General features: G+C 73.4%; 14 protein-coding genes. 8 read left to right on the top strand and 6 right to left on the bottom strand.

Annotated elements, in window-relative coordinates:
- Positions 1–57: 57 nt before the first annotated feature.
- The 8 genes from IO39_RS15670 (at position 58) to IO39_RS15635 (ending at position 7841) form a co-directional block, all read left to right on the top strand.
- Positions 58–1020 carry an isocitrate lyase/phosphoenolpyruvate mutase family protein gene (locus IO39_RS15670; protein WP_043622596.1) on the top strand — a complete coding sequence of 321 codons (963 nt, stop codon included), beginning with the start codon at positions 58–60 and terminating at the stop codon, positions 1018–1020.
- The gene (gene aepY / locus IO39_RS15665) at positions 1017–2159 is read left to right on the top strand and encodes a phosphonopyruvate decarboxylase (RefSeq protein ID WP_052422942.1); all 1143 of its coding nucleotides are present in this window, start codon (positions 1017–1019) and stop codon (positions 2157–2159) included. The genes IO39_RS15670 and aepY overlap by 4 nt, the downstream gene beginning before the upstream one ends.
- Entirely contained in the window at positions 2156–2725 is a 570-nt protein-coding gene (locus IO39_RS15660; protein WP_043622593.1) for an adenylyltransferase/cytidyltransferase family protein, read from the top strand. The genes aepY and IO39_RS15660 overlap by 4 nt, the downstream gene beginning before the upstream one ends.
- Positions 2676–3947: a CMP-5'-phosphonoformate--3-phosphoglycerate phosphonoformyl transferase gene (locus tag IO39_RS15655; RefSeq protein ID WP_084772918.1), complete on the top strand. Its 1272-nt coding sequence runs from the start codon at positions 2676–2678 to the stop codon at positions 3945–3947. The genes IO39_RS15660 and IO39_RS15655 overlap by 50 nt, the downstream gene beginning before the upstream one ends.
- Positions 3944–5203 (top strand): enolase-like domain-containing protein, encoded by a 1260-nt coding sequence (locus IO39_RS50655; protein WP_157548370.1) that lies wholly within the window; start codon positions 3944–3946, stop codon positions 5201–5203. The genes IO39_RS15655 and IO39_RS50655 overlap by 4 nt, the downstream gene beginning before the upstream one ends.
- On the top strand, positions 5173–6084 hold the full coding sequence (bcpA, locus tag IO39_RS15645; RefSeq protein WP_043622589.1) for a carboxyvinyl-carboxyphosphonate phosphorylmutase: 912 nt from the start codon (positions 5173–5175) through the stop codon (positions 6082–6084). Before IO39_RS50655 ends, bcpA begins: the two co-directional genes overlap by 31 nt.
- Positions 6074–7462 carry an aldehyde dehydrogenase family protein gene (locus tag IO39_RS15640; RefSeq protein WP_043622586.1) on the top strand — a complete coding sequence of 463 codons (1389 nt, stop codon included), beginning with the start codon at positions 6074–6076 and terminating at the stop codon, positions 7460–7462. The genes bcpA and IO39_RS15640 overlap by 11 nt, the downstream gene beginning before the upstream one ends.
- 142 nt (positions 7463–7604) lie before the next feature.
- The gene (locus IO39_RS15635) at positions 7605–7841 is read left to right on the top strand and encodes a type II toxin -antitoxin system TacA 1-like antitoxin (RefSeq protein WP_157548367.1); all 237 of its coding nucleotides are present in this window, start codon (positions 7605–7607) and stop codon (positions 7839–7841) included.
- 75 nt (positions 7842–7916) lie between these two features.
- On the opposite strand, the gene IO39_RS15630 is transcribed toward IO39_RS15635, so the two are convergent.
- From IO39_RS15630 to IO39_RS15605, 6 genes are all read right to left on the bottom strand, one after another.
- Positions 7917–8504 carry a peptide deformylase gene (locus IO39_RS15630; protein WP_052422939.1) on the bottom strand — a complete coding sequence of 196 codons (588 nt, stop codon included), beginning with the start codon at positions 8502–8504 and terminating at the stop codon, positions 7917–7919.
- 112 nt (positions 8505–8616) lie between these two features.
- Complete coding sequence (locus IO39_RS15625) at positions 8617–9438, bottom strand: ABC transporter ATP-binding protein (RefSeq protein ID WP_211267031.1); 822 nt, start codon at positions 9436–9438, stop codon at positions 8617–8619.
- A complete protein-coding gene (locus tag IO39_RS15620) occupies positions 9435–10223 on the bottom strand; it encodes an ATP-binding cassette domain-containing protein (protein WP_043622576.1) in 789 nt (262 codons plus the stop codon). Before IO39_RS15620 ends, IO39_RS15625 begins: the two co-directional genes overlap by 4 nt.
- A gap of 43 nt (positions 10224–10266) precedes the next feature.
- Complete coding sequence (locus IO39_RS15615; protein WP_043622572.1) at positions 10267–11079, bottom strand: ABC transporter permease; 813 nt, start codon at positions 11077–11079, stop codon at positions 10267–10269.
- Complete coding sequence (locus IO39_RS15610; protein ID WP_043622570.1) at positions 11076–12041, bottom strand: ABC transporter permease; 966 nt, start codon at positions 12039–12041, stop codon at positions 11076–11078. Before IO39_RS15610 ends, IO39_RS15615 begins: the two co-directional genes overlap by 4 nt.
- The gene (locus IO39_RS15605) at positions 12041–13549 is read right to left on the bottom strand and encodes an ABC transporter substrate-binding protein (RefSeq protein WP_043622565.1); all 1509 of its coding nucleotides are present in this window, start codon (positions 13547–13549) and stop codon (positions 12041–12043) included. The genes IO39_RS15610 and IO39_RS15605 overlap by 1 nt, the downstream gene beginning before the upstream one ends.
- Position 13550 lies beyond the last annotated feature (1 nt).

Here is a 13550-nt window from a genome sequence, read left to right as displayed (position 1 = left end):
CCTGACCGCGACCTCACCCGACCGCGACTTCACCTGACCACGACAAGGAGAAAAGCGATGAGCGTTTACGGCGCACAGCGGCGCGACCGGCCCACGGCGGAGCCCGCGCCCAGTCCGGGAGCCCGCCTGCGGGCGCTGCTCGGCGGCTCCGAGCCCGCCGTCCTCATGGGCGCGCACGACGGGCTGAGCGCGCGCGTCGCGGCAGAGGCCGGATTCCCCGCGCTGTGGGCGTCGGGCCTGTGCATCTCGACGGCGTTGGGCGTCCGTGACAGCGACGAGGCCTCGTGGACGGAACTGCTGGAGATGGCGGCCCGCGTCGTGGCGGCCTCCGGGCTGCCCGTGCTGGTCGACGGTGACACGGGACACGGGAACTTCAACACCGCCCGCCGCTTCACCGCCCGGGTCGAGCAGATCGGCGGCGCGGGCGTCTGCCTGGAGGACAAGCTCTTCCCCAAGATGAACTCGTTCGTGGGCGACGGCCACGAGCTCACCAAGATCGGCGAGTTCTGCGGGAAGATCGCCGCCTGCCGCGACGCGCTGGCCGATCCCGATTTCGTCATCGTGGCCAGGACCGAGGCCCTCATCGCGGGCGCGGGCCTGGACGAGGCGCTGCGCAGGGGCGAGGCGTACCGGAGGGCCGGGGCCGACGCCCTGTTCATCCACTCCAGGCAGTCCACGGTCAGCGAGATCGCCCAGTTCGCCCGGGAATGGCAGTCACGCCTGCCCCTGGTGATCGCGCCCACCACCTATCACACGACCCCCATGGAGGAGTACGTCAAGCTCGGCATCTCCGGCGTGATCTGGGCCAACCAGAGCATGCGCGCCTCGCTCGCCGCGATGCGGAAGGCCTGCGAGTCGCTCCGCAGGGACGGCCCGGCCGCGGTGGAGGACGGCATCTCCTCACTGGAGGAGCTGTTCTCGCTGATGAGATACCAGGAACTGGCCGAGGACGAGAAGCGGTACGGCGACCAGGCGCCCGGCATCGCCGAATTGGTGGCCACCCGGAAGCCGGGCTCGTGATCGACGCACAGGCGTTGCTGAACGCGCTGACCGCACGCGGGGTGACCGACACGACCGGCGTGCCCTGCTCCTACCTGACCCCGTTGATCAACCGGGTGGCCGCAGGGCCGGGATACCTGCCGGCCACCCACGAGGGCGAGGCGGTGGCCATCGCCTCGGGCTGCTGGCTGGCCGGGGTGACCGCGTGCGTCATCGCCCAGAACTCCGGTCTCGGCAACATGGTCAACCCGCTCACGTCGCTCAACCACCCGGCCGAGATCCCCGTGCCCCTCGTGGTCACCTGGCGGGGGGAGCCGGGCCGGCCCGATGAGCCGCAGCACGAACTGATGGGCGAGATCACCGGGTCGCTGCTCGATCTCATGCGGATCGGCCACGCCCTGGTGCCCGGCGAGGAGAGCGAGCTGGACGCGTGCCTGGACGCGGGCTGGGCGGCGATGGACCTCAAACGCCGGCCCCACGCCTTCGTCCTGCGCGACGGGATCGTCAGGCCGGAGCCGCTGCGGGAGAAACCCCCGCCCGCCGCCGTCGTCCCGGACGTGACATGCCATGGCCGGGACGGCGGCGGGCCGCCCACCAGGGCCGCCGCCCTGGAGCGGCTGCTCGCCGCCCTGCCCGACACCGCGGCCGTGGTGTCCACCACGGGCAAGACCAGCCGCGAGCTGTACACCATCGCCGACCGGCCGCAGCATTTCTACATGGTCGGCGCGATGGGGTCGGCCTCGGCGGTCGGGCTCGGCGTGGCCCGGCACACCTCCCGGCCCGTGGTGGTGGTCGACGGGGACGGCGCGGCGCTGATGCGGCTGGGCACGATGGCCGCGGTGGGCGCGCACGCCTCGCCGAACCTCACGCACGTCCTGCTGGACAACGGCGTCCACGACTCCACGGGCGGCCAGCGCAGCCTGGCCCAGCAGGTGGACTTCCCCGCCGTGGCCGCCGCGTGCGGCTACGCCCGCGTGCACCGCTGCGGCGACCTGGCCGGCTTCGGGGAGGCGCTCCGGGCGGCGCTGGAGGAGCCCGGGCCGGCACTCGTCCACCTGCGGATACTCCCGGGCTCGATGGAGCCGCTCGGCAGGCCGCGCGTGCACCCCTCGGAGGTGGCACGGCGCTTCAGGGACTTCGTGACGGAGGCGCGGACATGAACCGGATCGGCGTCATCCACGGGCGCTTCCAGCCCCTGCACCTCGGCCACCTGGAATACCTGCTGGCCGGGGCGGAACGCTGCGACATCCTGGTCGTCGGCATCACCAACCCCGACCCCACGCTGATCGCCTTCGAGGAGACCGACCCGGCGCGCGGCACCCCCGAAGGCAACCCGTGGACCTACTACGAGCGCTACCTGATGGTCGAAGGAGCGCTGAGCGGGGCCGGTGTGCCCAGGGAACGCTTCCGCATCGTGCCGTTCCCGCACAGCTTCCCCGAGCGGCTGTCCTACTACGCGCCGACGAAGGCCGTCTACTTCCTCACCGTCTACGACGAGTGGGGCGAGACCAAGGTGGACAGGTTCGCCCGGCTCGGACTGACCACCGAGGTCATGTGGCGGCGCACCAGCAAGCCGATCAGCGGAACCCGGGTCCGGCAGGAAATCGCCTCCGGCGGTGACTGGCGCTCGCTCGTCCCCGCCGCCGTCGCCGCCGTGATCGAGGAGAGGGGGATCGATGAGCCGCTCAGGCAAGCTCTATCTGATGGCGCTGTGCGGGGGAGCTGACCGGCCCAGCCCGGCGCTGGGCGGACGCACGCCGTTCCAGCAGGCCGCCACCCCGCATCTGGACCGGCTCGCCGCCGACGGCCGCACCGGGCTGCTGGAGGTCATCGCGCCGGGCATCCCGCCCGAGTCCGACTCGGGCGCGATGGCGCTGCTCGGCTACGATCCCGCCGTCCACTACACCGGCCGCGGCCCGCTGGAGGGGTACGGCAACCGCTACTGGGACCCGGAGGGCCATTCGGTGGCGTTCCGGATCAACTTCGCCAGCCTCAACACCGCCACGGGCCGCCTGGACCGGCGGACCTCCCGCGATCTCTCCGACGAGGAGATGCTGGAGCTGGTCGCCGAGATCCTCGACAAGGTCCGGCTGGAGCCAGACGTCGAGGTGCGGCTCACCGGGTGGGGCCGCCACCGGGGCATCCTGGCCTTCACCAGCAGGAGCAGACCGCTGTCCGGCGAGGTGTCCAACACCGACCCCGGCTTCGTCAAGCAGGGCCCGTTCGGCCTGCCGGTGCGCGAGCACGAGAACCGGCCCCTGCCCGCCAGGCCCCTGACCGGCGATCCGGGCGCCGCGCTGACCGCCTCGCTCGTCAACTCCTTCGTCGAGCAGAGCGCCAAGGTGCTGGAGGCCGCCGAGGTCAACGCGCGCCGGCGCGCCGCCGGCCGCAAGGCGGCCAACCTCCTGCTGGTCCGCGACGGCGGGCACCTGCTGCCCGACCTCCCGCCCGCGTCCGCCCGGATCTCGATGTACGGACAGGTGCCCGCCGAACGCGGGCTCGCCCGGCTCATCGGGGCCCGCTTCACCACGGCCAAGGTCGCGCCCGGGCAGAGCGAGGCCGCCTTCTACGCCGAGCTGCTGCCGAGCCTGCTCGGCGATCCCGCCGAGGTGGTGTTCGCGCACATCAAGGGACCCGACGAGCCCGGCCATGACAACCAGCCCGACGAGAAGGTCCGCGCCATCGCCGACATCGACGCCCATCTGATAGGGCCGCTGCGTGCCGCCCTCGGCCCCGCCGACACGCTCGTCGTCACCTGCGACCACGCCACCCCCTGCGCCGCGGGCATCCACACCGACGACCCCGTGCCCATCGCCGTGGCGGGACCCGGCATCAGGCCCGACGCGGTCCGCCGGTTCGACGAGGCGGCGGTGGCCGAGGGCGCGCTGCCGATCTCCCGGGCCAGCGAGCTGATGCCCTGGCTGGCCAAGGTGAAGGAGCGGTCGTGACACAAGGCGGGAAGCGGGGTCACGGCGGCGCGGCTCCGATGCCGATCACCGACGTGGCGCTGCGGGGAATCCTGGACTCCCGGGGCCATCCCACCCTGGAAGCGGACGTGTGGCTGGGGGAGGTGCGCGGCAGGGGCTCCTGCCCGGTGGCCATCGCGCCCGGGAGGCTGGAGCGCCGCCGCCGGCTGCGCACCGGCGCGCTCGGCCCGCTGCGCGACAGCGAGACCGGACGGCTGCTGCGTGACGAGCTGGCCGGGCTGAAGCCGGGCCAGGAGGAGCTGGACGCCAGGCTGCGCGAGCTGGACGACCGGCACGGCGTCGGCGCGGACGCCACCCTCGCCGTGTCGCTGGCCCACGCCCGCGCCGCGGCGGCGGTCGCGGGCCGGCCGCTGCACGCCTGGCTCGCGGACCGGGCCGGGTCCACCCCCGGCCTGCCGCGGCTGCTGGTCAACGCCTTCTCCGGCGGCATCCACGGCACGGCGGCGCCCGACTCCTTCCAGCAGATCATGATCATCCCGGAGTCCGGCTCCGTGCTGGACGACGTGCGGATCGCGCTCGACGTGTACGCCGCCCTGGAGCGGACGATGGCGGACGGGAGCGGCGCCGCGCCGATCTCCGCCTCCAGCGGCCTTCTCCCCGGCGGGCGCGACCTGGCCTGGCAGCTCCGCACGCTCGACCGGACCAGAGCCGCCGCGCCGGCCGCGCTCGGCGTGGACGTGGCCGCCGAGCATCTGCGCACGGAGCGCGGCTACCGGTTCCAGGGCCGCGAGCACGGCCCGGCGGAGTTCGCGGCGCTGCTGCTCGAACTGGTCCGCGCCCACGGGATCCAGTACGTCGAAGACCCCTTCGACCCCGCCGACACCGGCGCGTGGGAGGCGTTCCTGCCCGCCGCCAGGCAGGCCGGGGCGGCCGTGGTCGGCGACGACCTGTTCGCCTCCGACGCCGGCCGGGTCCGCCCGGGCCTGGCCGACGCCGTCCTGCTCAAGCCGAGCCAGGCCGGGACCGTCACCGCCACGCTGGCGGCCGCCCGCGCCGCCCGCGACCTCGGCCTGCGGCTGGCCGTCTCGCATCGCTCGGGCGAGACCGAGGACACCGCCATGTGCGACCTGGCGGTGGCCGTCGGCGCCGAGTGGATCAAGATCGGCGGCCCGCGCAGGGGCGACCGCATCGCCAAGTACAACCAGCTCATCCGGCTCACCGAGACACTCACCTCCGAAGGAGCAGCATGTCGCGTGCCAAGCAGTTCAAAGATCTGATGCTCGCCCCTGAGATCCTCGTGGTGCCCAGCGCCTATGACGCGCTGAGCGCGAAGGTCATCGAGCAGGCCGGCTTCCCCGCCATCCACATGACGGGCTCGGGCACCTCGGCGTCCATGCTCGGGCTGCCCGACCTCGGCTTCGCCACGATCACCGAGATGGCCTGGAACGCCAAGAACATCTGCCTGGCGGTGGACCTGCCGGTGATCATGGACATCGACGCCGGGTACGGCAACGCCATGAACACCTGGCGGTGCGTGCGGGAGTTCGAGCGGGCCGGCATCGTCGGCGGCCATCTGGAGGACCAGGTGGTGCCCAAACGCTGCGGGCATCTGGAGGGCAAGCGGCTCATCTCCACCCGGGAGATGATCGGCAAGATCGAGGCGGCGGTGGAGGCCCGTACCGACCCCGACTGGGTGCTGATCGCCAGGACCGACGCCCGCGAGAAGCTCGGGCTGGACGAGGCGATCCGGCGCGCGAAGGAGTACGTCCGGGCGGGCGCCGACTGCATCTTCCTGGAGGCCATGCTCAACGTCGACGAGATGAAGCGGGTCAGGGACGAGATCGACGCGCCGCTGCTGGCCAACATGGTCGAGGGCGGCAAGACCCCCTGGCTGACCACCCGCGAGCTGCAGGACCTCGGCTACAACCTGGCCATCTACCCGCTGTCCGGCTGGTACGCGGCCACGACGATCCTGCGCAAGGTGTTCGCCGCGCTGCGCGACGAGGGGACCACGCAGAACTTCTGGGAGCGCAACGACCTGCGGATGACCTTCCACGAGCTCTTCGAGGTGTTCGACTACTCCCGGATCTCCGAGCTGGAGGCCCGCTTCGTCGTCAAGGACGACGAAGCGGTCAAGGACGACGATCATGTTCAGTGACGGCGCCCTGCGGCCGGCCGCCCGGCAGTCGGCGGTGCTCAACCCGTGGAACGGCGAGACGGTCGGCTCGGTGCCGGCCGACACGCCCCGGGAGCTGGACGACGCGATCCGGCGCATCCGGGCGGCCTGGCGGCCGTTGAGCCCCCGCCGCCGGGCCGAGGTGCTGCGCGGCGCCGCCGCCCTGCTGGGGGAGCGGGCCGCGGAGACGTCCACGCTGATCACCGGCGAGTCCGGGGTGTGCGTGAAGGAGACCCGCAAGGAGATCGAGCGGGCCGTCGCCAACCTCACCGTCGCGGCCGAGGAGACCGAGCGGCTGCGCGGGGAGAGCATCCCCATCCCGGGACAGGACCGGCTGGCGGTGACCGTGCTCGAACCCGTCGGCGTCGTGGCCGCGCTCACCCCGTTCAACAGGCCGCTGAACCAGGTCGTGGTCAAGGTGGCACCGGCCATCGCGGCCGGCTGCCCGATCGTGCTCAAGCCGTCGGAGAAGACGCCGCTGACCGCGCTGGCCTTCGCCGGCCTCCTCATGGAGGCCGGGCTGCCGCCCGAGCAGCTCGTGGTCACGACCGGGGACCCCGGGCTGATCGGCCCGGCGCTGGCCGGCCACCCCGAGGTGGACATGGTGACCTTCACCGGCTCCGTGGCCACCGGCCGGGCCGTCTCGGCGGCGGCCGCGGGCAAGAGGCTCCTGCTGGAGCTGGGCGGGAACGATCCCCTCATCGTGCTGCGCGACGCCGACCTGGAGCTCGCGGTGCGGCTGGCGGCCGAGGGCGCCTTCGCCACCGCGGGCCAGTCGTGCCGCGGGATCAAGCGCGTCATCGCGGTCGAGGAGATCGCCGACGAACTGGTCGCCGGCCTCGCGGAGGCCGCCCGCGGCAAGCGGGCGGGCGACCCGCTCGACCCGGCCACCGATCTGGGACCGCTCATCAGTCAGGAGGCCGCGGCCGAGGTGGAGCGGCGCGTCCTGGACGCCGTCGCCGCCGGGGCGAAGCCGATGTGCGGCGGGGAGCGGCGCGGCTCCCTGCTCGCGCCCGTGGTGCTCGACCAGGTGCCCCGCGAGGCCGAACTCGTCGTGGAGGAGACCTTCGGGCCCGTCGCCCCGGTCATCAGGGTCAGGGACGCGGCGGAGGCCGTCTCCGTGGCGAACGGCACCCGTTACGGCCTCCAGGCCGGGGTGGTCACCTCCGACGCGATGGCGTTCCTGCGGATCGCGGCCGAGCTGCGGGTCGGCGCCGTCAACCTGAACGCCGGGCCGCACTTCGACTCGCCCCACATCCCGTTCGGCGGGGTCAAGGACAGCGGGCTCGGGCGCGAGGGCATTCGCTACTCCACCAGGGAGATGAGCGTGACGAAGACCATCACGCTCCCGCTCCCGTGACGGCCGGCCGGGTGGCGGGACGGGCGCGGCCCGCCACCCGGCCGGAGGGAGGACCCGCGCGCCGCCCGGCCGTGAACCACGCCGTGCGGACTGACCGCGCGGGGGATTCAGCTCCGCTTCCGCGATGACTAGGGTGATGCGCATGAGCGACCTGCGGCTGCACTTCACCGACCCGGCCAGGCGCGCGGCCATCGTCGCCGCCGCCGAGGCCGAGGGGATCGGTGTCGAGGAGTTCGTCCTGGAGGCGGCGTACGAGCGCGCGCTGCGCGTCAACGAGCGCCACGCCTCCTCCGAGCGCCCCGCTTCCTCCGAGCCGGAGCCGGAGGGCGGCGCGCCACGGTGGCTGCAGGGCACCTACCAGGTGTCTCACCGCTACTGACGACGACCGCGCCGGGCGGCCGGCGTCGCCGGCCGGCACGTCCAGGCACCATGCCCGGCTCGCGCCTGAAGCCGTTCAGCCGGTCGGGGAGCCGAAGCGCTCGTAGTTGGCGACCGTCGAGAGCGAGCGGGGCTCGGCCCGGTCAAGGTAGAGGATGCCGTTGAGGTGGTCGGTCTCGTGCTGGGCGATCCGGGCCGGCCAGCCGGACAGCTCCGTCTCGTACGCGCGCCCGTTCCCGTCCGTGGCCGACAGCCGGACCCGCGCGTGCCGCGCGACGACGGCGGTGAACCCCTCGACGCTCAGGCACCCCTCGTTGAAGGCGTGGTAGCGCGAGCCCAGCGGGGTGACGACGGGATTGACCAGCTCCAGCGGCGGCCGGGGCACCCGCTCCCGCTCCGCGGCGACCTCCGGCGGCACCTCGGCGGGGTCCTCGATGACGGCCAGCGCCAGCGGGATGCCGATCTGCGGCGCGGCGAGCCCCACGCCGACGCCCGGCAGGTGCTTGAACATCGCGTCGAGCAGGTCGCGCAGCAGGGCGTCGGGGAGCTGCCCGTCGTACGGCTCGGCCGTGCGGCGCAGCACCGGGTCGCCGACCTGGACGACGGACCACGGCCTGGGCGCCGCCAGCACGGCGTGCACCCGCTCGATCAGCTCCGCGCTCATCGCCGGCCTCCCGTCGTGCCCGGGGCGGCGGCGGCGTACCGGTGGTGCATATGCATCCTTTCTAGGGGATCGTCACCGACAATAGGGCACCGCCCGTACCGGAGCGGGGCGGTCACCGGAGGCGGGACGCGCGGCTGAGGCGGGGGACGCTGTCGATGAGCCGCCGCGTGTACGGATGGGCGGGCGCCCCCAGCACGTCCGCCGTGTCGCCCTGCTCGACGACGCGCCCGCGCTCGATGACCGCCGTGCGCGCGCACAACGCCGCCACCACGCTCAGGTCGTGGGAGACCACCACGACGGTCAGCGCGTGGCTCTCGGCGAGGCCGGCGAGCAGCTCCACCACGCGCGCCCGCGTCGACACGTCGAGCGCGCTGACCGGCTCGTCGGCCAGCAGCACCCGCGGCCGGCACACCAGCGCCCTGGCGATCGCGATGCGCTGCCGCTGCCCGCCGGAGAACTCGTGCGGGTAACGCCCGGCGGCGTCGGCGGGCAGCCCCACCGAGCGCAGCGCCTCGGCGACGCGCTCGCCGGCCTCGTCCCGCCGCGCCGCGCGGCTGCCGGGGGAGAGCAGGCCGAGCGAGCGCAGCGGCTCGGAGACGATGCGCGCCACCCGCTGGCGCGGGTCCAGCGACGAGTACGGGTCCTGGAAGACCGGCTGCACCGCCCGCCTGAAGGCCCGGTCACGCGGGACCAGCGGCGCCCCGTCGAAGAGCACCTGCCCGGTCGTCGGCCGGGCCAGGCCGAGCAGCAGCCGCAGCAGCGTGGTCTTGCCCGCGCCCGACTCGCCCACCAGCGCCAGGCTGCGCCCGGCCGGCACGGCCACCGACACGCCCTCCAGCACCGGCCGGCCGCCCCGGTAGGCGAAGCCGGCCTCGCGCGTCTCCAGCACGGCGGGGGCGGCGGGCGTCATGGCGGGCGTCATGGCGGGCGTCATGGCGCGAGCCGATCGAGCTCGCCCTCCAGCGCCCGCGCGCTGTCCACGAGCGCGCGGGTGTAGGCGTGGCGCGGTTGGCCCACGATGTCACGCGTCCTTCCCGACTCCACCGGGGAGCCGTCCTTGAGCACCACCACCCGGTCCGCCACCTCCGCGACGACGGCCAGGTCGTGGCTGATGAACAGCAGCGCCATGCCCCGGCCCGCCACCAGGCCGTCCAGCAGGGCCAGGACCTCGGCCTGCACGGTCACGTCCAGGGCCGTGGTCGGCTCGTCGGCGATCAGCACCGCGGGCTCGCAGGCCAGCGCCATGGCGATGGCGACCCGCTGCCGCTGCCCGCCGGAGATCTCGTGCGGGTAGGCCCTGGCGACCCGTTCCGGCAGCCGTACCTCGTCCAGGGCCGCCCGGACGGCGGCGCGCAGTGCCGCGCCGCGCAGCCCGCGGCGGCGCAGCGGCCCGGCGATCTGGCGGCCCACCCGCATCAGCGGGTCCAGGGCCGTCAGCGGCTCCTGGAAGATCACGGCGGCGGTACGCCCGCGCACCCGGTTCAGCGTCCGGTCCGGGGCGCCGATCATCTGGGTGCCGCCCAGGAGCACGCTGCCGTGGGCGGTCATGCCCGCGGGCAGCAGCCCCATGACGGCCAGCGCGGTGAGCGACTTGCCCGAGCCCGACTCGCCGATCAGGGCCAGCCGCTCGCCGGCGTCGAGGGCGAACGACACGTCCCCGACCAGCCGGTGACCGTCCGCGCGGCGCACCGCCAGCCCGGACACGTCCAGCAGCGTCATCGGCTCCTCCCGGGCACGGCGCGGCGGGAGAGGTCCGGCAGCGTCATCGGGTTCTCCTCCTGGTCGGGTCGGCGAGGTCGCGGAAGCCGTCGGCCACCAGGTTCACGCCCACGACGAGGACGACGAGCAGCACGCCCGGCGCGATCGCGCCGGTCGGCGAGGTCAGCACGGTGGCCTGCGCCTCCTGCAGCAGCCGGCCCCACGACGCGTTCGGCGGCGGCGGCCCGAGCCCCAGGTACGACAGCGACGCCTCGGCCAGCACGGCCAGCCCGAGCTGGAGCGAGAGGTTGACCAGCAGCGTCGGCCAGATGTTCGGCAGCACGTGCTCGGCCACCACCCTCGGCCACGAGGTGCCCGAGGTGCGCGCGGCCGTGATGTAGTCCTGCGCCAGCACCCGTTTCACCAGGATCCTGGTCAGCCGGGCCACGACCCCGGACATCGCCAGCCCGATCGCCAGGATCGCCGACCCGAGCGAGGCCTCGCGCGCGGCCACCACCAGCATGGCCAGCAGCAGCGTGGGGAAGGCGATGAGGATGTCGAGCACGGCCGACAGCGCGTCGTCCAGCCAGCGGGTGGCGAACCCGGCGATCAGCCCGCCCGCCACCCCCAGCAGCCCGCCGACCAGCACCGAGCCGATGCCGACGGTGAGCGCGATGCGCGCGCCCACCATGAGCTGGGTGAGCAGGTCGCGGCCGAGCTTGTCGGTGCCCAGCAGGTGCGCTCCGCCCGGCGGGGCGAGCCGCCCGCCGGAGGTGTCGGCCGGATCGTACGGCAGCCACACCAGCGACACGGCGGCCACCACCAGGATCAGGCCCACCAGCACGCACCCGGCCAGGAACGTGAACCTCCCCCTCATGGCCGGCCACCGCCCACGTGCGCCCGCAGGCGCGGGTCGACCAGCCGCTGGGCGAGGTCCGCGGCGAAGCCGATCATCAGCACCGCGAACGTGCTGACCGCCAGCACGCCCTGGATCACCGGATAGTCGTGTTCGGCGATCCCCTCCACCAGCAGCGTCCCGAGCCCCGGCAGCGTGAACACGCTCTCCACGACCACCGCCCCGAGGAACGTGGTCGCCAGCTCGATGCCGAGGATCGAGATGACCGGGACGGAGGCGTTGCGCAGCCCGTGCCGCCACATCGCCCCGGCGAACGACGACCCGAGCGCCCGCGCCGTCCGCAGGTAGTCGCTGCCCAGCACGTCGAGCGTGGCCGAGCGGACGTACCGGATGAGCGAGGCCGACATGACCAGCGCGATCGTGATCACCGGCAGCGCCAGCGAGGTCAGCGCCCGGCCCGGCTCGGCCCAGTCGCCGCGCGGGAAGCCGCCCGCGGGCAGCACCCGCAGCCGCAGCGCGAACACGGTCACCAGCAGCATCCCGATCCAGAACACGGGGACGGCGATGCCGAGCTGGGAGACGCCGTTCAGCAGCAGCCCGTACCAGCGGTCGGAGCGCCACGCGGCGACGAACCCGACCGGCAGCGCGATCAGCACCGCCAGCGCGAACGACAGCAGCGTCAGCGGCACGGTCACCACCAGCCGCGCGGCGATCTCCGGCCCCACGGGCAGCCGGCTCACGAACGACGTGCCCAGGTCCAGCCGGGCCAGCCCGGCCAGCCAGGCGGCGAACTGCTCGGGCAGGGGCACGTCCGAGCCGATCTGGCGGCGCGCCGCGGCGATCTGCTCGGGCGTCGCGCCGACCGACAGCAGCGCGTTGGCCGGGTCGCCGGGCAGCAGCCGCAGCAGCACGAACAGCAGCGCGGCCGCCGCCAGCAACGAGCCGAGCAGGAAGCCGGTCCGGCGCAGCAGGTAACGCCCCATCAGCCCTTCTTGATCCCGTACGCGTAGAACTGCGAGTTCAGGCCGTTGACCGGGTAGCCCGACAGCTTCGAGGAGGCCACCACGATCTGCGGGTAGAGGTAGAGCCAGTCGCTGGCCGCCTCCTCGGCGATCCGCCGGTTGGCCTTCTTCAGCAGCTCGGTCTGCTCCTCGGCCGTCCTGGCCCGCTCCGCCTGCTCGATCCAGCCGGTGACCTGCTTGTCGTCGTAGCCCCAGTAGAAGTCGGGGTCGCCGTACCAGACCACGTCGCGGTCGTTGACGTGCTCCTGGAGGGTGGCGGCGAAGTCGCGGTTCTTGTAGACCTTCGTGTACCACTCGTCGGCGGTGATCACGTTGATGTCCACGGTGATGCCGACCTTGGCCAGCTCGCCCTTGATGAACGTGGCGGCCGTCGGGTGCGGGTCGTAGTTGGGCGTGTCGAGCGTGAAGCGGAAGCCGCCGGCGTACCCGGCCTCGGCGAGCTGCTTCCTGGCCGCCTCGACGTCGTAGGCGTCGAGCGAGGTCAGGTCCTCGTACCACGGGTCGGTGGGCGGCACCATCGAGCCGATGAGGCTGCCGTGCCCCGCCCACACCGACTCCAGCAGCTTGGCGTCGTCGATGGCCGCGGCGACCGCCCTGCGCACCTCAGGCTTGTCGAACGGGGCCTTGCGGTCGTTGAAGGCGAGCAGCAGCTTGGTGGTGGAGTGGCCGTCGCTGATCTTGTAGTCGGGGTTGCCGGTGAACTGGCTCAGCGCGTCGGGGCTCTGCTGGCTGGTGACGATGTCCACCGCGCCGGTGAGCAGCGCGTTGTTGAGCGCCGTGGCCTCGGTGAAGTAGTGGAAGACGACGCCGCCGTTGGCGGGCTTGGCGCCCCAGTAGCCGGGGAAGGGCTCCAGGCTGAGCGTGGAGCCGCGCTTCCACGCCTCCAGCCGGTACGGCCCCGTGCCGTCCTCGCCGGTGGCCAGGTCCTTGGCGGCGGTGTTGACGATCCACACGTAGCTCAGGTTGTACGTCAGCGAGATCGACCGGTCCGACAGCTTGACCACGACCGTGCGGTCGTCGGGGGCCTCGACCGACTTGATGACCTCAAGATTGCTCTTGCGCGCCGACTGGGAGTCCTCGGCCACGACCCGCTCGATGCTGTTCTTCACGTCGGCGGCCGTCAGCGCCTTGCCCGAGTGGAACGTGACACCCTGGCGGATCCTGAACGTGTACGTGAGGCCGTCGTCCGAGACCTCATGGCTCTCGGCCAGCAGGTCCTCCACCTTGCCCGCGTCGGTCAGCCGGAACAGGCCCTCGTACACGTTGCCGTTGAAGGCCTCGGTCACGCCCTGGCCGCCGCCGGCCGTATTGTCGAGATTCTGGGGCTCGTACAGGGATCCGATCTCGATCGTGGCGCCGGCGTCGGGGGCGGCGGAGCTGCCGGTGGACGTGCCGCCCCCGCCGGAGCCGCACGCGGTGAGCGCGAGCGCGAGCGCGGCCACGACGCCGGCGAACTTGCTGGTCAACATA

The sequence above is a fragment of the Nonomuraea candida genome (assembly GCF_000725485.1).
GTDB lineage: Bacteria > Actinomycetota > Actinomycetes > Streptosporangiales > Streptosporangiaceae > Nonomuraea > Nonomuraea candida.
This window is presented reverse-complemented; position numbering and strand designations above follow the sequence as displayed.